This window comes from Methanosarcina hadiensis (genome assembly GCF_046529725.1).
GTDB classification, from domain to species: domain Archaea; phylum Halobacteriota; class Methanosarcinia; order Methanosarcinales; family Methanosarcinaceae; genus Methanosarcina; species Methanosarcina hadiensis.
On sequence record NZ_CP136241.1, the window covers coordinates 941,679 to 960,626 of the forward strand.

At 43.6% G+C, this 18,948-nt stretch carries 15 protein-coding genes; 9 read left to right on the forward strand and 6 right to left on the reverse strand.

Annotated elements, in window-relative coordinates; genetic code table 11:
* Positions 1–939 precede the first annotated feature (939 nt).
* Both RSJ42_RS04210 and RSJ42_RS04215 read left to right on the forward strand, forming a co-directional pair.
* Positions 940–1,218, forward strand: coding sequence for an ACT domain-containing protein (locus RSJ42_RS04210; RefSeq protein WP_011032036.1), 279 nt, complete (start codon positions 940–942; stop codon positions 1,216–1,218).
* 27 nt (positions 1,219–1,245) lie between these two features.
* Entirely contained in the window at positions 1,246–2,607 is a 1,362-nt protein-coding gene (locus tag RSJ42_RS04215) for a PFL family protein (protein WP_410509433.1), read from the forward strand.
* Positions 2,608–2,699: 92 nt separating this feature from the next.
* Here the strand turns inward: RSJ42_RS04215 and RSJ42_RS04220 are convergent, their stop codons facing one another.
* Positions 2,700–3,596, reverse strand: a complete 897-nt coding sequence (locus RSJ42_RS04220) for a hypothetical protein (protein WP_410509434.1) — start codon at positions 3,594–3,596, stop codon at positions 2,700–2,702.
* Positions 3,597–4,188: 592 nt separating this feature from the next.
* Between RSJ42_RS04220 and RSJ42_RS04225 the strand changes: the two genes are divergently transcribed.
* A complete protein-coding gene (locus RSJ42_RS04225) occupies positions 4,189–4,764 on the forward strand; it encodes a phosphoribosyltransferase (RefSeq protein ID WP_410510316.1) in 576 nt (191 codons plus the stop codon).
* Positions 4,765–4,853: 89 nt separating this feature from the next.
* Here RSJ42_RS04225 and RSJ42_RS04230 read toward each other — a convergent pair whose 3' ends face one another.
* From RSJ42_RS04230 to RSJ42_RS04240, 3 genes are all read right to left on the reverse strand, one after another.
* A complete protein-coding gene (locus RSJ42_RS04230; RefSeq protein ID WP_410510317.1) occupies positions 4,854–5,597 on the reverse strand; it encodes a metallophosphoesterase family protein in 744 nt (247 codons plus the stop codon).
* Between the two features lie 481 nt (positions 5,598–6,078).
* The gene (locus RSJ42_RS04235; protein ID WP_410509435.1) at positions 6,079–6,339 is read right to left on the reverse strand and encodes a hypothetical protein; all 261 of its coding nucleotides are present in this window, start codon (positions 6,337–6,339) and stop codon (positions 6,079–6,081) included.
* Between the two features lie 261 nt (positions 6,340–6,600).
* Complete coding sequence (locus RSJ42_RS04240; RefSeq protein ID WP_410509436.1) at positions 6,601–7,011, reverse strand: cupredoxin family copper-binding protein; 411 nt, start codon at positions 7,009–7,011, stop codon at positions 6,601–6,603.
* A 769-nt stretch (positions 7,012–7,780) separates the two neighbouring features.
* Here RSJ42_RS04240 and aspS point away from each other — a divergent pair.
* The 3 genes from aspS (at position 7,781) to thsA (ending at position 11,957) form a co-directional block, all read left to right on the forward strand.
* Positions 7,781–9,115 carry an aspartate--tRNA(Asn) ligase gene (aspS, locus tag RSJ42_RS04245; RefSeq protein ID WP_410509437.1) on the forward strand — a complete coding sequence of 445 codons (1,335 nt, stop codon included), beginning with the start codon at positions 7,781–7,783 and terminating at the stop codon, positions 9,113–9,115.
* Between the two features lie 129 nt (positions 9,116–9,244).
* Positions 9,245–9,949 (forward strand): ribose 5-phosphate isomerase A, encoded by a 705-nt coding sequence (gene rpiA / locus RSJ42_RS04250; RefSeq protein WP_410509438.1) that lies wholly within the window; start codon positions 9,245–9,247, stop codon positions 9,947–9,949.
* Between the two features lie 370 nt (positions 9,950–10,319).
* The gene (gene thsA / locus RSJ42_RS04255) at positions 10,320–11,957 is read left to right on the forward strand and encodes a thermosome subunit alpha (RefSeq protein WP_410509439.1); all 1,638 of its coding nucleotides are present in this window, start codon (positions 10,320–10,322) and stop codon (positions 11,955–11,957) included.
* Between the two features lie 287 nt (positions 11,958–12,244).
* Here the strand turns inward: thsA and RSJ42_RS04260 are convergent, their stop codons facing one another.
* Together RSJ42_RS04260 and RSJ42_RS04265 are read right to left on the reverse strand one after the other, a co-directional pair.
* Entirely contained in the window at positions 12,245–12,898 is a 654-nt protein-coding gene (locus tag RSJ42_RS04260) for a DUF2119 domain-containing protein (protein ID WP_410509440.1), read from the reverse strand.
* 16 nt (positions 12,899–12,914) lie between these two features.
* Positions 12,915–13,643, reverse strand: coding sequence for a S4 domain-containing protein (locus tag RSJ42_RS04265; RefSeq protein WP_410509441.1), 729 nt, complete (start codon positions 13,641–13,643; stop codon positions 12,915–12,917).
* Between the two features lie 301 nt (positions 13,644–13,944).
* On the opposite strand from RSJ42_RS04265, the gene RSJ42_RS04270 reads away from it, so the two are divergent.
* The 3 genes from RSJ42_RS04270 (at position 13,945) to RSJ42_RS04280 (ending at position 18,637) form a co-directional block, all read left to right on the forward strand.
* Positions 13,945–14,904 (forward strand): bile acid:sodium symporter family protein, encoded by a 960-nt coding sequence (locus tag RSJ42_RS04270; protein ID WP_410509442.1) that lies wholly within the window; start codon positions 13,945–13,947, stop codon positions 14,902–14,904.
* Between the two features lie 455 nt (positions 14,905–15,359).
* The gene (locus RSJ42_RS04275; RefSeq protein ID WP_410509443.1) at positions 15,360–17,072 is read left to right on the forward strand and encodes a hydantoinase/oxoprolinase family protein; all 1,713 of its coding nucleotides are present in this window, start codon (positions 15,360–15,362) and stop codon (positions 17,070–17,072) included.
* The gene (locus RSJ42_RS04280) at positions 17,069–18,637 is read left to right on the forward strand and encodes a histone deacetylase (protein ID WP_410509444.1); all 1,569 of its coding nucleotides are present in this window, start codon (positions 17,069–17,071) and stop codon (positions 18,635–18,637) included. Before RSJ42_RS04275 ends, RSJ42_RS04280 begins: the two co-directional genes overlap by 4 nt.
* Positions 18,638–18,948: the final 311 nt, after the last annotated feature.

Genomic DNA, 18,948 nt, shown 5'->3' on the forward strand with positions numbered 1-18,948 from the left:
TCCTCAAACCTGCTTTTAAGCAGGCATTGATACTTCCATTGAATCTTTTTATCAGATCCCTGCCCGGCAGAGATGGCATAAAATGGTTTCAGGAAAGTTCCGTCTCAGGGAAGTCCTGAAGGTTTTATATCTAACTTAATTCTTTCTCTACTATTGATAAAATTATTCTGTAACAAAATCTCAAAACCTATTTTCTGAAATTTATTTAAACCTGGAACTATATATTTCCAATATAAATAAAGTAAACAATTTGATCCAAAAACGAACTAAACAATTTGATCCGGGATTAAGTAAATAATTTGATCCAGGCTAGCTTTTTTAGGGAAAAAAAGATCTAATTGACAAATGATTTTTTTATCAATAGGACTTACGCACTTGAGGATTAGAATCATGATCAATAGACCTTGCAGTTAAATCGTCTATTTAGACAGTTGAAGGTTTAGAGCTGTTGTTTTTCAGTTCAACCGCGTAAGTCCTAATCAATTAACACAGCCTCAAGGCAATGATAGTAACCTTCACTTAAAAGAGCAAAAAAAGCCTTTAGATCCCGCCAGAAATAACTGCATTGTTCTCTTATTCTGAAAATAACACAAACCTGCAAAGCACTCTACAGCATCAATGTCGAATTCAGACTTTTTTCTGGCATCCCAAATTCAAAATTATTCTTAAATCCAAAGGTTGTTCCTGAAATCAGCCCTGCTTCTCGAAGCCAATAGTTAGCTTCATCAACTATATGCATTAGTAGCTAAACTATACGCATTAGCAGCAAATTTTTCTTATCGTGGCGAAAAAGCTTAACTATTAAAACCAGTTTAGGGTATAAAGAAAACCTCAATGGATAGTTATTATTTATCAGCCCTCCAATCTTAATAAAATTCTTTATTTACGGTATGCGTATATTGACCTGCAGACAAAAACAGGCTCAAGAGGAGATATTTCATGACATCAAGCCGTTTCATTATTACAGTAATCGGCAGCGACAGAGTAGGGATTGTTGCCAGGATCACCACTGTAATGGCAAGTTACAACGTAAATATTGTCGATATAAGCCAGACTATCATGCAGGGCATCTTTACAATGATCATGCTCGCAGAAGCCCCGAAGGAAAACTTTGACCTTGCAGCTTTCCAGCAGGCTATGGATGCCGAAGGAAAGAGCCTTGGAGTTGAGGTCAAGGTGCAGCACGAAGACGCTTTCCGTTTCATGCACAGGATCTGATCTCTTCAGGTGCGGGAGGATTTTTTCATGCTCATAAATCCAAAGGAAATCCTGGAAACAATTCAGATGGTCAGGATGGAACATCTGGACATAAGGACTGTCACTATGGGAATCAGTCTGAGGGACTGCAGCCATCCGGATATTGATGTCTTTAACGAGAACATCTACGAAAAAATAACTTCCAGGGCAAAAGACCTTGTACGGACGACAAATGAAATCCAGAGCCTCTATGGGATTCCGATTATCAACAGGAGGATCTCCGTAACTCCTATAGCCATAGCAGCTGAAAGCTGCAGGTCTCAGGATTTTGTTTCCATCGCAAAGACAATGGATGAAGCTGCAAAAGAGGCAGGTGTCGATTTTATAGGAGGGTTCAGTTCCCTTGTCCATAAAGGGGCAACACCTGGAGACTTAAAACTCATAAACTCGATCCCTCAAGCCCTTGCATCTACCGAAAAGGTCTGCTCATCCATAAACGTTGCAACCACAAAAGCTGGCATTAATATGGATGCAGTCGGGCTGATGGGACAGGTAATCAAAGATACTGCTGAACTTACTGCTGATAGGGACGGGATTGGCTGTGCCAAACTCGTGGTTTTCGCAAATGCCCCTGAGGACAATCCTTTTATGGCAGGCGCCTTTCATGGGATAGGTGAGCCCGAGTGTGTTATCAACGTGGGCGTTAGCGGGCCTGGAGTGGTTAATGCAGCTGTCTGTGAACTCGAGAACCCTAACCTGACGGAAATCTCTGAGACGATTAAAAGGACAGCCTTCAAGATTACACGCATGGGAGAAATGGTCGGAAGAGAGGTTTCGAAAAGGCTTGGCGTGGAGTTCGGTATTCTTGACCTTTCGCTTGCTCCGACACCGGCAATCGGGGACAGTGTTGCTGCCATTCTCGAAGCTATGGGCCTTGAGCACTGCGGAGCCCACGGAACGACTGCAGCCCTTGCTCTTCTTAATGATGCCGTAAAAAAAGGCGGAGCAATGGCTTCCTCCTCAGTTGGGGGCCTTAGCGGGGCTTTCATTCCTGTCAGTGAGGACGCAGGGATGATCGAAGCAGTGAAAGCCGGGGCTCTTTCTCTTGAAAAACTTGAAGCCATGACAAGCGTCTGTTCAGTCGGGCTTGATATGATAGCAGTTCCAGGTGATACCCCTGCTACTACCCTTTCCGCAATCATTGCGGACGAAATGGCAATTGGAGTAGTAAATAAAAAGACAACAGCGGTCAGGGTGATTCCTGCACCCGGAAAAAGAGTGGGAGATTCTGTAGAATTCGGCGGGCTGCTAGGAAGTGCGCCTGTTATGCCGGTAAGCAATTTCAGCTCAGAAACTTTCGTCAGGAGGGGAGGAAGAATCCCGGCTCCAATCCAGTCTCTTACAAATTGAGGTCTCTTACAAATTGAGGATTCCGGGATTTTTCCGGAATTATTTTTCTCTGATTATTTAATACTTTTTTACTGTTGTGTTTTCCATCATTTTTATTTAGATTCTGTCCACAGGGCTTTCATCATTTCTCTTATTTCCTCTATTTTTTTAATATTCTCCTCACTATTTACGATATCAAGCTCGTTAAAAGCTTCAAGGGCAATTCGCGCTGCAATTGAGGCACTGCTCAGGTACCTGCTCTCTGCGCTGCTCACTATTGTCTGGAGGGCTGAAGCAGCCTGGAAAACGGCATTTTCCATTTCTTCTTCCTCAGCGCTTTTTCCTATTTCTTCAATTGAGGCTGCTATACTGCCTGTGGCGCTCTGGAGGCTTTCTTCCATAGCGGCCGCCGCCATTTCCTCTAGCATGATTTCTGCTCCTACTGCGGCTTCTTCAAGCATCTTCTGGGCAGCCAGCTTTCCGGTATCTCCAAGGCAGGAGACGCATATGGCAGCATTTTCCGAAATATCGGGAAATTTCATCCTGGCAGCCGCTTTTCCTATCTCGCCAAGCGCGATTGTAACTGCGATTGTTTCCTTTTCTCTGTTCATGAGAACAGCAGTGTTTCCGCTTTTTCCGAGCATTGACGCTGCTAGCCTGGCTACTGTTTCAAGTTTATGTTCAGCAGCAGTTTTTCCTATGATCCCGAAAGAAAGCAGGACTTTAACAGTTGTACTTTCCATATTCTGCTTCATTGAGCATTCGAGTATCTTATCAAGCGAAATGATAGCATTCACCGCTGCATTTTCCATTCCCTGAAGGGCAGCAGCCTTCCCTATCTCTTTTATTGAAGCTATCGTTTGCTCGGCTTCCAGCTCTTTTCTTTCGCTGAGGTAACCCCTGCTTATCTCTGTCAGAGAGACAAGAGCACGGCTAACTCCTTCGTCAAACTCTTCTTCGATAAAAGCCAGGCCTTCCTGTATTATCCGATCCTGATCCTTTGAAAGCATAACCTTGAAGCCCCTTTCTGGCAGTCACGTGTGTGTCCCATAATCCCCGCTTCTATTTTTACAATCAACTCTAAGATATTACCTGCTTCAAAAATATCCTTTTTATTCCTTATTCATTTGTTCTTTAATCCACATCTCCGCCGTGAAATCGAGAAATGCAGGAATATGCTGGAATACAGATATGGCAAGATTGTTTTACATCCATTAATACCCTTTTCCTCATCGGATGGAACGCGAGCATATTCCCCTATTCTTTTTCAAATACAGCCTTATATACTTTCCAGTAAAATTATAATTAGAGGATGGAAATAAAGATAATCTCTCTGAATATCCTTTCAACTTACCTTTTGTTTTTTTAATGGTACTGTTATAATAGCTCTGGTTTAAACTCATAGGCGAAGCCTGAGAGATATGCAGACAGAAGGCGGTTTATCTGAGTAAAGGAAAAGCGTCCCGACAATCAATATGTCCTTCAGCAGAAAAGAGATCTTTTAAGTGCGAGTTCATCAGCTTTACAGAAGTATCACGCCTCTCAAAGCTTCTCGCCCGAAAAATCAAAGCTTCAGGCTACCAGCCCGATCTGATAATTGCTATAGGAAGGGGAGGCTATGTTCCGGGCAGGCTGGTTTCTGATTTCTTGCTTTTTAACGCACTCACGACAATAAAGGTCGAACATTATATGCGGGGAGCTAAAATGAAAGCAGAAACGAGAATTCGTTTTCCTCTTTGTGTTGATATTGGCGGGAAGAAAATACTTATTATAGACGATGTAACCGATACCGGAAACACTCTGCAGCTTTCGGTTGACTATGTACAGAGCCTGAACCCTGCCGAAGTCAGAACTGCAGTCCTTCAGCATAAAACCTGCTCTTCTTTTATTCCGGATTTCTATGGCCGGAAAATAATCAGGTGGCGATGGATCATTTACCCATGGGCTCGTTACGAGGATCTGGCAGGCTTTACAGAGAAGATTCTTGAAGACAGGACGCTTGATATCTCTCAGATCACTGCTGAATTTAAAGATAGGTACCATCTCGATGTCAGGGAAAAGGAAATCCTTGAAATCCTGCAGGACCTGGCTGAGAGGCAAGAAATAGAGAAAATTGAAAAAAGTAAGCTGGTTAAATGGCGTGCCAGGAAAAGAATGATTTATTCGATCATTCTTTAATATTTCCCACATAAAAATGCATGGCAGGAAAAAAGAGGAAATTAAAAGAAGAGACGAGGCATTTTAAACACCTCACATCACTGTTTCTCTCACATCACTGTTTCTGTAACAAGTTCCGTTTGCCCTTGAGGGAAGACTCTTGAAACACGGATCTTCCAGCTGCTATTTCCTATTTTTTCGGCCTCTTTTTTTCCGGTTTCCTTACTGTTTTCCGCCTGGATAAGGTTATAGCACTGTGTGGTTTTGCCTCTGGTTTTCGAAGAACAGAAGGTGCCTGCATTTACAACAAGCATATCATTCAGGTTCCATACGTGAGGAATGTGGCAGTGCCCGCAGAGCACAAGGTTTACCCTGCATTTGTTCAGGAGGTCAAGGACATCCCCTGCATCGACAAGGACTGTATTCTCCCTGCCAGCAAGAGGAATCGGTACAAGGTGGTGGTGCAGTGCAAATACCTTGAATTTTTCCCCTGAGAAGGCTTCTTTGATCCAGCCGTAGTTTTCCCTCCCCAGATGCCCTTCATCAAGGTCAGGCTGTGAAGAGTCAGCCCCTACGATGGTCATATTCCCAAAATTGCGTGTCTGAAATCGGTTTTCAAAAAGATCTTCAAAATGCAGATATCCGGCGTTTTTGGAGTCGTGGTTTCCAGGGACAAGAACCTTTTCTTTGCATTCTATCCTGTCAATAAACCTCTTTACTCCGTTATATTCGGCTGAAAACCCGTTTTCGGTCAGGTCGCCTGTAATTACCACAATGTCCGGGTTAAGATCATTTATGCTCTGCAGCATGGATTCGGCAATTTCCGGGACAAAGTAAGCCTCTGAAAAGTGAATATCTGAAAGATGTACAATCTGTATAATGTTCTATTCCTCTTTATCTGAAATTTATAATATTGTTGTGTTCAAAGCATTAGAATTGAGTCCCATTATATATATTTAACTCCGGAATCTACATACTTTAGGTTATCTAATTATAATTCATTAGAAACCCGGACTTAAGTTTCAATCTCTTTTTGGATCTTGCGGGTATTTACTTAATTTACATTCATGTAGAATATGCCTCAAAAATGCATAGAATAATCTTTTTGTGGTATTCAGTCTCGATTTCTATACAGTCCAGGCGCAAGCCATACTCGATTGGGCTAAAGGGATTTTTAAAAACATCGCATTTGGACTTTGAACAAAGTTTGAATAAAGAAGAATGAAAAACGAATAAGATAATATTTTCAGGCTTCAGAGCCCTTAAAAAAGTTAGTTATGGAAATATTTGAAAATATACACGATCAGCTGACCTTTTTTAGAGGCTTTAATAGCCTCAGTCATTGGGATACAGGCAAACATAGTGTTTAATTACCTCACCGTTTCTGTTTTCCTCGTACTGGAGAGTATAGAGCCATCCTTGCCAGACGATTTCATCCTCAAACATGATATCCGGCTTCCAGCCCTCAGGTACTATCCCGGTTGCTATGAAGGAATCAATATTATGAAGTATTTTTGTTACTCCCCCATCTTTCATCGTCTTTGTCGGTGCACTTCTACACGCTGGATCTATATCACTGATATCCGTTTCACCCATTATAAGCCACACTCCTTTCTCGCAGGGTTATTTATGACCCAGTAAAAACTCTACGTTCTATCCATATATAGTTCTCTGAGAGCCAATTCTCTCAGGACCATCAAGCAGGTTTGGAAAGTCGAAAAATGAAACCCTGTGAGGGGTTTTCATCAGGATAAAAAAAGATATAAAAATAGATTAATGCTCTCTGTCAATATTCCCTATCAATTTTCGATTTCATTAAGCCTATTTGGAGAGTTCCTTCGAGAGTTCCTTTATTACTCAGGCTTCAACAATTACCTCTCCTTCCATCCAGGGATGTATTGAACAGATATACTGGTAACTCCCCTCCTCTTCAAAAGTATAGGTAAATTTCTCGCCCTTTTGAAGGTAATCCGATTCAATTCCCGAACCCACCACGTCATGCAGAACGGTATCATTATTGGTCCACATTACAGTCTGCCCGACTTTAACAGTAATATTCTGAGGTATGTACCTGTAATTCCTGATCTCTACTTTAACAATATCAGATCCTGTTCCTGTACCAGTTTCTTCAGCTCCCGCCGCTACTCCGTTATCCACTTCTTCTACAGGTACGGAAGGCTCAGACTCATCCGAATCTTCATCATCAACACAACCCACAGCAAAAAACACACCAAGAATTACCAGAAAAATTATTATTTCCTTTCTCACGTTATTTTCCTCCTCTAAACCTCACAACTTTTATGTTTCTATTCCATTTTACCTCTTATTTATCTCTTTTCTGGTTTTCATGTTCCTTTATAAATGTCTGGTTTATAAATGTCTGGATATTTAGAGGCTGTCTTAAAATTTGAGCCATTTCTACATTTGGAAATTGGTAATGCTAACTTTAAATTCAGGTATACACTGTCTCCCGACCTGATGGATGATATCTTAAAATGAGAGTGTCAGACCTGTGTAAAGCTAAACCTGGCGTTCTTAACACTTTCATTCTGAAATAGAACCTATTTTTCCACAAAGAAAAAGCTCAGGTCAGTTCCAAACAAGTTTAAAAACAAAATAAAAGATATTGGTAGACAGAACTCAGAATTTTCCTCATATTAAAACCAGGGAAGAAGCTAATTTTTTCTTTATTGGTTTTTGAGACTAGCCTCTCTCCTTCGTCGAGCGTGAAAGACAGACTCGGTAAAGCGAATAGGGTTGCACTGGTCAAAGTTATCTGTAGTTTATCCCCTTTGTTCCTTGAATTTAGCTAACTATTGTAATTTTTAAATTAGTCCTCTTGAGCGAGCGAAGCGAGCGAAAAGGACCGCGTACTCCCGAGGCGCAATTCGGGCGAGGCGCAATTCGGGCGAGGCGGAAATCGGGCGGTGCAACAAATACATTAATAATGAGTTAGGACTATTCACCTACGTTTCAGCTACGTTTCAGCTTCATTCTTATATTTACGTTTAATTTACCCCCTAATTAAGGTGAATTTATGTCTTTAGCAAATCTCAGAACGCATTATACAGCCGATATCAAACCGGATAAGGTTGATAACGGTCAGAAAGTTACCCTTGCAGGCTGGGTCCATGAGGTCAGAGACCTCGGCGGGATCTGTTTCGTCGTGCTACGGGACAGGGAAGGAAAGGCTCAGGTTACACTTGTAAAGAAGAAAGTTGACAAAGAGCTCTTTGATGCAGCCAGAAGGCTTGTCCGTGAGTCCGTAATTTCAGTAACCGGTACTGTTAAGTTCGAAGAAAAGGCTCCGAACGGCTATGAGCTTCTCCCTGACGAGATCAGTGTGCTCAACGTTGCAGGTTCACCCCTTCCTATGGACACTACCGGAAAGGTTGAAGCAGAACTCGACACAAGGCTTGACTCCCGTTTCATTGATCTGAGAAGAGCAGAGACAACTGCGGTTTTCAAGATAAGGCACGAATCCCTCCAGGCTATCAGGGAATACTTCGTAAAACACAACTTTGTTGAAACCGCAACCCCAAAGGTCGTTGCTACAGCAACCGAAGGCGGAACCGCACTTTTCCCGATCACCTATTTTGACAGGGAAGCCTTCCTTAACCAGAGCCCTCAGCTTTTCAAGCAGATCCTTATGAGCGGCGGTTTTGACAGGGTCTTTGAAATCGGACCGATTTTCAGGGCAGAAGAACACGATACCCGCAGGCACTTAAACGAGGCAACTTCCATTGACGTTGAGGTCAGCTTTGCCGACCACTTCGATGTAATGGAGATCCTGGAAAACCTTGTGGCTTATGTTTACATGAGGGTAATCGAGAACTGCAAATCCTCTCTTGAAGTGCTCGGGGTTGACCTGAAGGTTCCGAAGACTCCTTTCCTGAAGCTCACCTATGATGAGGTAATCGAGATCATAAACAGCCGCTGTGAAGAAAAAATGCATTGGGGAGACGACCTGGGCACACTTGGGGAGCATACGGTCGGAGATTATGTCTACGAGACCACAGGCGAGTCCCACTATTTCATTATCGACTGGCCAACAGAGATCAAACCTTTCTATGCCATGCCTTACGAGGACAGGCCTGAATTCAGCAAGTCCTTTGATATGATGCACCGGACAATGGAGCTCTCTTCAGGAGCCCAGCGTATTCACATCCCTTCCCTGTTGAAGAGCCGCATCGAGTCCCAGGGCCTGAACCCTGACGGCTTTGAGTTCTACCTTAAGGCTTTCGAATACGGAATGCCTCCGCATGCAGGATGGGGAATGGGCTGTGAGCGTTTTGTTATGACCATGCTCGGAACCGACAACATAAGGGATACCGTACTCTTCCCGAGGGACAGGAGAAGACTTTCTCCCTGATTCCCTTCAATTTTTTATTTTAAACTCGAAAGGATTCTTTTTCTGAAATATCTGTTACATAAGTTGATTTTTCAGTTTTTTTCAGTTAACTTTTAGTTAACTTTTTTAGAGCTGAAAGGCGGTACATAAATGACGGACAGAAATATATCTACCGATTCTCCGGAAAAAAGGGCAGCAGGAGTTGCTGCAGCAGGGCTTGTCAGCTCAGGGATGGTTGTCGGGCTTGGCACAGGTTCAACGGTTGCATACACTATAAAAGAACTCGGGCGCCGCGTAAAAGAAGAGGGGCTTGATATTCTGGGAGTTGTTACCTCCTATCAATCCGAAATGCTGGCAATAGATGCCGGGATCAGGCTGACCACCCTTTCCCAGAACCCTGAACTGGACATTGCCATTGACGGAGCTGACCAGATAGACTCCGGACTCCGTGCCATTAAAGGAGGAGGTGCGGCTCATACAAGGGAAAAGATCGTTTCTATGTCTGCAAAAAGGTTTGTAGTTGTAGCTGACGAATCGAAGACCAGTACACAGCTCGGAAAACCCGTGCCTGTGGAAGTCCTTCCCTTTGCAAAAGAACTTACAGTGAATAAGATCAGAGGACTCGGGGGAGAACCGGAACTCAGGTCTGCCGTAAAAAAGGACGGGCCTGTGATAACTGATAATGGAAACTTCATTCTGGACGTGGACTTTGGCGTTATAAGAGACCCTGAAGCCCTTGCCCTCCAGATTTCTGCAATTCCGGGAGTAGTAGAGCACGGGATTTTTTGCAATGTGGATGAGCTTTATACTGGAAACAAAGACGGGTCTGTAAAAATAGTATCCAGTCAGAAGTAAGCAGGCCTGTGGACAGATATAAGTTAAAGGCAGCAATTCTCTCAGGTTAAAGGCAGTAATTCTCTCCGAATGCTCCCTTGCAGGTAAATTCAGCAATTACGAAAGAAAACTGCCTTTTTTACTTCAAAGGATAACAGGAAGCGGAAACAGTATTCTTTTTGTAAAATAACTGGTCTTACCGGCATATTTTTATAGAAGTATTATCAGTTATTTCCTGATAAATTACTATCTTCAAGTCAAACAAATTGCGCAAAAAAGGGCGCCTGGCTTCGAGAACTTGGATTCGCAGCCGGAAGCCAGGGAACAATTTCGAATTATCGGTTATTTGTCCTTCAATTCGTACCATGTATTTTCAGGAGGTTCTGTTCAGATGGATAAAAGTGGCCAGCCAATCTTTATAATCGATCCTAGAAAGGAACAAACAAAAGGAAGAGACGCACTCAGCATGAACATTGCAGCCGCAAAGGCAGTGGCAAACATAGTAAAGAGTACGCTTGGACCCAGGGGCATGGATAAGATGCTTGTGAACCCTCTGGGAGATATCACCATCACAAACGATGGTGCCACTATCTTACATGATATGGATATCGAGCATCCCACGGCCAAGATGATTGTTGAGGTTGCCCAGTCCCTGGAAAGCTCTGCAGGGGACGGGACCACAAGCGCTGTAGTGTTCACCGGCGCCCTGCTGGAAAGAGCAGAAGGCCTTATTGAAAAGGGAGTTCACCCGGCTGTAATAGTCAAAGGCTACAGGCTCGCAGCAGAAAAAGCTGTTGAGATCTTTGAGGACCTGGCAATTCCCGCAAAAGACAGAGAACTGCTTATTAAAACTGCCAGAACATCCATCACTGGCAAGGCTTCTGAAAAATACAGCAATTTAATTGCAGAAATCTGCGTGGATGCCGTCCTTGCCATTCATGAGGATGGGAAAGCCGACCTTAAACATGTTATTATCACAAAAGATATTGGTGGACTTGTTGAAGACACCGAATTCGTGGAGGGCATTGTTCTCGATAAGGTAGCCCTCGATAAAAATGCCCCTCAAAAGATCGTAAACCCCAGAATAGCGCTCATTGATGCTCCTATGGAGACCGCAAAAACTGCAAACAAGGCAAAGCTTCAGATAAGCACGGTAAGTGATATCGAAAATTTTGTAAAGCAGGAAGATGCAGCCCTCTTTGAGATGGCAGATTATGTAATAAGGGCAGGTGCAAACGCTGTCTTCTGCTCCAAGGGAATGGATGATAAGATAGCAGCTTACCTCCAGAGCAGAGGAATATATGCAACCCGCAGGGTGAAAACCGAGGATATGCAGCACCTTGCGGATGCTACAGGCGGCAGGCCTGTCAGAAACATAAAAGAGCTTACGGGAAAAGAACTCGGGAATGCCGGACTTCTTGAGCAGGAAAGAGATGATGACCAGGGTAAAACCTACCTCAGGGACTGTAAAGGTGCAAAATCGGTCTCAATTGTTCTCCGCGGCGGAACAGAGCATGTTGTGGACAACCTGGAACGTGCAATTGATGACGCTCTCAGGGTTGCAAAATGCGTTGTCGAAGACGGCACAGTTGTTGCCGGCGGAGGGGCTTCGGAAATGGAAGTCGCAGTTTCTCTCCGTTCTTATGCTTCCGGCGTAGGCGGACGTGAACAGATGGCAATTACAGCTTTTGCTGAGGCTCTTGAAGAGATTCCCAGGACAATTGCAAGAAATGCAGGCCTGGACACTATCAACTCTATACTGAACCTGCGTGCCAAACACATTGATAATAAAAACGCCGGTCTGAATATCATCACAGGAGCTGCTGAAGATATGCTTGAGAAAGGTATTATTGACCCCCTGAGGGTAAAGGTCAATTCTATCAAAGCAGGTTCCGAAGCTGCTACAATGGTACTCCGTGTGGACAGTATGCTCCGCGCCCAGCGCGCCGATATGCAGGACGTAAAACCCGAGCACAGGGCAAGCACCTATGAAGGGATGTCTGCACCTGCACTTAATATGCGCAGATAAACTGATATTTTAACCAGAACTCTCTTTTTCAATTTTTAATATTAAACGGAGAGTTCTCTGGTTCATTACAAATAGCTGCAGAAAAAAATCTGCGGCTCCATTTTTGAAAACTCTTTTTGAAAGATCTTTTCAGGGGATAAACGCATAACTCTTTGAGTTTCTATTCTTTGCAGTGATTTTAGTCTTCTATTTTTCTGAATTCTATTTTTATTTTTTATCTTGTTATTCATCCAGTTATCATCAAGCTATCATTAATCAGCAGACAGGTTCTCTGATTTCTCCATAGCTCAGATCTCCCCGTAAAAGCGCCGGTAATCCTCGATGGCTTTTCTCGCCTGTTCCGGAAATTCTTTTTGGAGGTATTCGATGAACTCGTCCCTTGACCCGTTTTCTTTGAGGATTTCGAGGGTACTGGCAGCAAATTCTCTTGATTCAGGATTCCTTTTCTGGATTTCAAAAGAAAGGCAAAGAGCTTCTTTAGGAAAATACCTTTTCCGGATCCATGGGGAAACCGAGCCCAGCAGTACCCCTGATTTAAGGATGCTGTATGCAGGTACCCCTATTCTTTCCAGCCTATCCTTTCCTGCGAGTTTTTCTAGGTTTTCTCTGGAATAAGAGTGCAGTTCAATGTAGATTTCAGGGTTCAGCGCTTCAATGGCTTCCAGTATGCTTTTTCCCATCACAGGGTAATAAGCGGGGTCAAGAGTGGAGGTGTATTCCCCTCTCTGGACGAAAGGGATCAATGCAAGGGTTCCTCTTTCGGGAGGCTTTATATTCATCATGATTTCAGTTGTATCTTTCCACTCGTTTCCATGAAGCCCTGCAACAAAGAGCCGAACAGGTTTTCCTTGCCCGTAAACCTTCAGTCCGGTTTCATCAGCATATTTCTTTGTAAAAATATGACTCCCCTGAGTGGAATCGTTTTCTTCGCCAGCTGTCATCCGCTAGAATCTCTTTTTATTGTTTATCCTCAGCTGATTCTTTATCTTCAGCTGATTCCTTTTCTTCAATCGTTTCTTTTTCTTCAGATAGCGGCTTTTTTGCAACCACATAAATCTCCTGTTTTTCTGAGCTGACGACCTGCTGGATTTCAAGCCCCAGATTTTCAATTTTACTCAGAATAGGCTTCGGGTTTTTCTTTTTTGGAATTTTTATTACCTGAAGCAGCTTTCCTCCTTCTTTCAGGAGAGGGAGAACTCTGGAAAGAGCTTTGATCGAATCCTCAGGCTCAAGAGTCATGTCTGAGAGAATAACATCCACAGGCTCTTCAGAGAGCTCTTTCAGAGGTATGGTAAACACATCTCCGAATATTACCTCAACATTTTTCTTTTCATATGCGATTTTTCCAAGTTCGCTCCTGAAATCCCTGCTGAACTCTATGCCTTTTACATGGTCTGCAATCTCTGATGCAAATAAAAGAAAGCCGCCAGCACTTGATCCAAGGTCAAGAACTTTATCTCCGGGTTTAAGGATCCCGCTTTCTTCCTGAACATGCTTGAGTTTGAAATAACCCTGCGGCATGTCCAGGCCTTCGACAACTTCTATTGTATCATCAATTGAGACGTCCCTGGAGACTTTTGTTACAACAGTGCCGTTAACTTTAACGTTCCCGTCAAGAACTGCGGTCTTTGCTCGTCCCCTGGACTTGAAATGTCCTATCTCTACAAGGTATGCATCCAGTCTCATGGGGCAGTGTATCGGCAGAGCCTGTATATATAAGTAGCAAGTCAAAGCAGGCAACAAAAAAGAAGTTCGGAAAAATCTTAATACATTAAGGGCTTAATGTTTTTTCTGAAGGATAACTAAAAGTATAAAGCCTTTTCTTTTTTTAATTCGGCCGGTAAATGAAATTTATCCATTGCCTATCCTATTTCGAAATTAATTACAGCTTTATTATTTATTGGGATTATATAGTCACCTATTTAAACGACAATCTCAGTTAGTTTAATAATTCAAATGTTTTTTTGAAGAGACGGTGTACTAAAAAATGCTTAAAAAATTTACTTCGTTATTCCCATTATGGGCGGTACTTCTATCCGCGGTAGCATATATGTATCCTGAGTATTTTGCCCCTCACAATAATCTCATTGTACCTTTTTTAAGCCTGATAATGCTCGGAATGGGAGTCACACTTTCAGCTGATAGTTTCCTTGCAGTCCTTAAAAGGCCTCGAGTAATCTTTCTGGGCACATTGATGCAGTACACCCTTATGCCCCTGGCTGCGTGGGTAGTATGTATGGCTTTAAAGCTGCCTGCCGACCTTATGGCGGGTGTGATTCTGCTGGGCTGCTGTCCTGGCGGCACGGCTTCAAATGTTATCTGCTACCTTGCAAAAGGGGACGTTGCACTCTCTATTGTACTTACATCCGTTTCCACCATGATTGCCTTTCTTGCAACTCCGTTCCTTACCTGGCTCTTTATAGGGCAGACAGTTGAGGTTGACGTCACAGGCATGCTTGTAAGTGTGGTAAATATTGTGATTGTGCCTGTAGCTCTCGGCCTTGCGATTAATTATTTCTTTGAAGCGCGGATAAGGGCCGTAAAGGATGTTTTTCCTGCAATTTCAGCTGCTGCTATTGTGATAATAATTGCTATAATTATAGGGACAAATAGCGGGAACCTTGAACAAAGCGGACCTCTGGTCCTGCTTGCTGTGGTTCTGCACAACGGTCTCGGGCTTGCAGGAGGCTATGGGGCTGCAAAAGCTTTGAAGTTTAGCGAAATAGAGGCAAGAACCATTGCAATCGAGGTAGGAATGCAGAATTCGGGCCTCAGTGTTGCTCTTGCAATAAAACACTTTACTGCTGCAGCAGCGCTTCCGGGCGCCATCTTCAGTATATGGCATAACCTGTCCGGTGCTTTCCTTGCAGGGTACTGGGAAAAGAAACCGGTACCGAATCCCGATAAACATGGGAGATCCAAAACAATTGGAAATCTCCATCACTAAAGTTTTGGGGTGAGACCGGAAGGTTTCACAAATAAGTAGAAAAAACAAGGGTTGGTTCAAAAGGAGAAGTTCAGTGTAGCGATAAAAGTTCTCTGGACTTTTCCTTATTCACTCTTATGAAGTATAAAAATGGACTGTACATGAGAAGATAAGCCATATAATTTATAATTCGCGTAAAGAATTCAATTTACCAGATCATTTTTCCGCTCGACGCAGGGAAGCGGCCACTATAAAAAGACTAATAGAAGGGGACCGATGACAATAATTGGTATCCATTTCTATTTTCACTTCATATTTTTTTCAAATTCTTTTTATACCTGCGTAATATCGAACGAAGTGCACAATTATTTCTATATCTAAATCAATTGAAACTGGTTACAAGTTACGTTTATCATATGTTTTTAAAAAGTGAAAGAATTGAAGATATATTCATTGTGAGGATAGGCGAATTGTGAATGCTTATAGGAATTGACGTAGGGGGCACCACCACGGATGCGGTGCTTATTCGGAATGGAGAGGTTTACAGCACAGCCAAGGTTCCCACGGAATCAGGGAATCTACTAAAGTCCCTGCTCTGTGCCCTTGATGAAGTCAGTAAAGGAATCGCGCCGGAACAGGTCAATAGGGTGGTGTTCAGTACAACCGTAATAACAAACCTTATTGCTGAGGGCAAAACTGACCGTGTAGCTCTGTTGCTGGTTCCTGGTCCCGGAATTAATCCTGCAAGTTACGTTTTTCCTGAAAGTTTCTACTTTAAAGGAGCTATGGATTACAGGGGAAGGGAAATCCAGCCACTTGACGAAACTGAGGTTCGGGACGCAGTGGCCCAAATAAAGGAGCAGGGCTTTTCAAGAGCTGCTGTGGTAAGCAAATTCGGGCAGAGAAACCCTTCCCATGAACTCAGGATACGGGAGATCCTCAGGGAGATGTACCCGGAATGCAAAGTAGAACTCGGGCATAAAGTTTCAGGGAAACTGAATTTTCCCAGACGGGTCGCTACTTCCATGCTTGCCTCTGCAACAGGGGAGCGTTACCATAAATTTGTCACGGAGATAAAAAAAGCTCTGGAAGAAAGAAAAATTACAGCCCCTGTATATATCCTTAAAGCCGATGGAGGGACTCTGCCGATCGAAAAATCAATAGAATTCCCGGTGGAAACCATTTTTTCAGGTCCTGCGGCAAGCACAATAGGAGCCCTTGCCCTTACCTCTGAAGGGCAGACATCCGTTGTTGTGGATATAGGAGGGACCACTACCGATCTTGCCCTTATTCTTTCCGGAAAACCGCTAATTGCTTCAAAAGGCGCGAAACTTGGAAACTTCCTTACTCATGTCCGTGCTTTTGCAGTCCGTTCGATAGCTGTAGGGGGGGACAGCATTGTGAGGGTCAGGGAAACAGAGGGGGGGCTCAAAACGGTAACTATAGGGCCTGAAAGGGAAGGTCCGGCTTACTGTATGGGAGGAGAAAAGCCAACTCCAACTGATGCCTTGAGAGTGCTCGGACTCATAGAAGTTGGAGACTCTGAACGTGCAAACAAAATTATCGCTTCCGTGGCTTCCTCTCTTGGGAAAACCAAAACTGAAGCTGCTTCCCTTATAGTGGACACAACTGCAGAGATGATCGCAAAGGCAGTGAGAGAGATGTTCCTTGAATGGGAACAGGAGCCTGCTTACAGGATATGGGAAGTTTTGCAGAAGAAAAAAGAAAGGCCTGATAATGTGGTTGGAATAGGAGGTGGAGCAAAGGGCCTGATTGCAGGAGTTGCGGAAAAACTGAACGCAAAGCCTGTTGTTCCCGAATATTCCGAAGTGGGGAATGCAATAGGGGCAGCTGTTGCAAGGCCTACTCTTACCCTTAACCTGCACATTGATACCGAACAGAAGGTCTATTCCGTAGCCGAAGACGGAGAGATCGCAGGCCTTAGATTTACGGATATCGGGAATTTCAACAGGATGCGTTCTGAAGAAGCAGAAGCTTTTGCAACAAAACTCCTCAGGGAACGCGCAAAAAAGTTTGGGATTTCAGAGTACGCGGACGAAGCCGAGATTGTTAACAGCGAAGTCTTTAATGTCGTTGAGGGCTGGTCTACGGTTGGGCGGCTCTTCGATGTAAGTATGCAGATTCCGGCAGGCCTTATTCCCGAATGGAACAGGGGGGAAAAGGCATGAAGATCGGGCTTGGGAAAATTAAGGATGCACTCATAGGCGGAACCGGAAAAAACACAGGAGCCGAAAAAAAAGAACAGAATGTAGAGAAAAATGAGCCTGATAGGGTGGAGGAAATTATCATGAAATCAAATACTGCGGAGCAAAAACCTGAAAATGAACCGGAAAGAGTGCAGGAAAGCGTTCTGGAAAAAGAATCTATGGTTCCGGCAGACCGGACCGGAGCCGGAAAGACAGGGCTTATTTTCTTTCCCGCCTTTGACTGGGCAATTTCTCCAACACACCCCGAAAGGGAGGAACGCCTTCTCTATACCCGGGACCAGATCTTTGAAGAAGGACTTATGGATCTTCCCCAGATAGCCGAGTATAAACCGCGCCTGGCGGATTACAAGGATATCGCAAGGGTTCATTTCTGCGTCCCTGACATAAAAGCCCAGGCAACAACTCCTCACCTTATTGCAGCAGGCAGCTGTCTTGTCCTTGCTGATGCTCTCATGAAAGGGGAGATAAAGAACGCTTTTGCCCTTGTCCGCCCTCCGGGCCACCATTCAATGACAGTAGCCCATGGAAACCGCGGTTTCTGCAATATCAATAACGAAGCAATCCTTGTAGAATACCTGAGAAAAAAGTATGGGATCCGCAGGATAGCAATAGTGGATACTGATGTCCATCACGGGGACGGGACACAGGAGATTTTTTACAACGACCCGGATGTTCTTTTTATTTCTTTCCACCAGGACGGAAGGACACTCTATCCCGGATCCGGTTTTATGAACGAACTGGGCGGTCCCAATGCTCTTGGAAGAACAATTAATATTCCTCTTCCTCCAGGGACTCCTGATGAGGGTATCCTCTACGTGCTCGATTCCCTTGTAATGCCAATCCTTGAGGACTTCAAGCCTGAACTTGTTCTTAATTCTGCAGGGCAGGACAACCATTATACCGACCCTCTTGCAAACATGCGCTTTTCAGCACAGGGCTATGCAAAGTTAAACGAAAGACTTGCCCCTGATATGGCAGTACTTGAAGGCGGCTATGCAATCCAGAGCGCACTGCCCTATGTAAATACGGGAATAATCCTTGCTATGGCAGGGCTTGATTATTCCTGCGTGAAGGAACCTGACTTCAAGCCCGGAATGTTTGTACAGGCTGCAAGGGACAGGCAGATTCTGGAAGGAGTTGTTGCTGCTCAGCTGGAAAACTGGAAAAACCGGGACAGGCTTGTAGAAGCAGAAAAAGCAAAACATGGAGATTTTTACCGCCGGAAAAAACAGATTTTCTATGATACAGATATGATTCAGGAGTTCCAGGAAGAAAAGGTCAGGATGTGTCCTGACTGTCAGGGTTACGTAACCATAGATTCCCGTGCCCACAGCAGCATAAACGATACCAGAATATTCGGAGTTTCGATCCCTATCTATGCTTGCAGCCAATGCCAGGCAAAGGCAAGGGAAGAGTATGAGATAAGGCTCAATTCTCCTGAATACGAATACATTTATCTTCAGGATAAGAAAGCTGATGAATACAGGGCATATAATACGAGAATGAAACAGGAAACAATTTACTAAGGTTTCGAAAAGCCTTAAAAAAGCGAAAAGCCTTAAAGAAATCTCAAAATTTAAATTATTGGGATCGAAGTCATTTATTGAGGGACATTTAAATCATTTTTTGAAAAGCAGAAAGCCGTTTCCTGTAAGGGTAATCAGGTTATGGCTTTTGCCTACCTTTAAGGTAGAAAAGAGGGGTTCGAAGATTCTGTATTTTTTCTTAATTATAAGATTGATTTATTACCGTTCCTCAAACTGATTTTTGTAGGATTCAGATTTTTTATTCTGGTTTTAATTCAGATCTTTGATTCTATTTCTTAATTCTGGTTTTG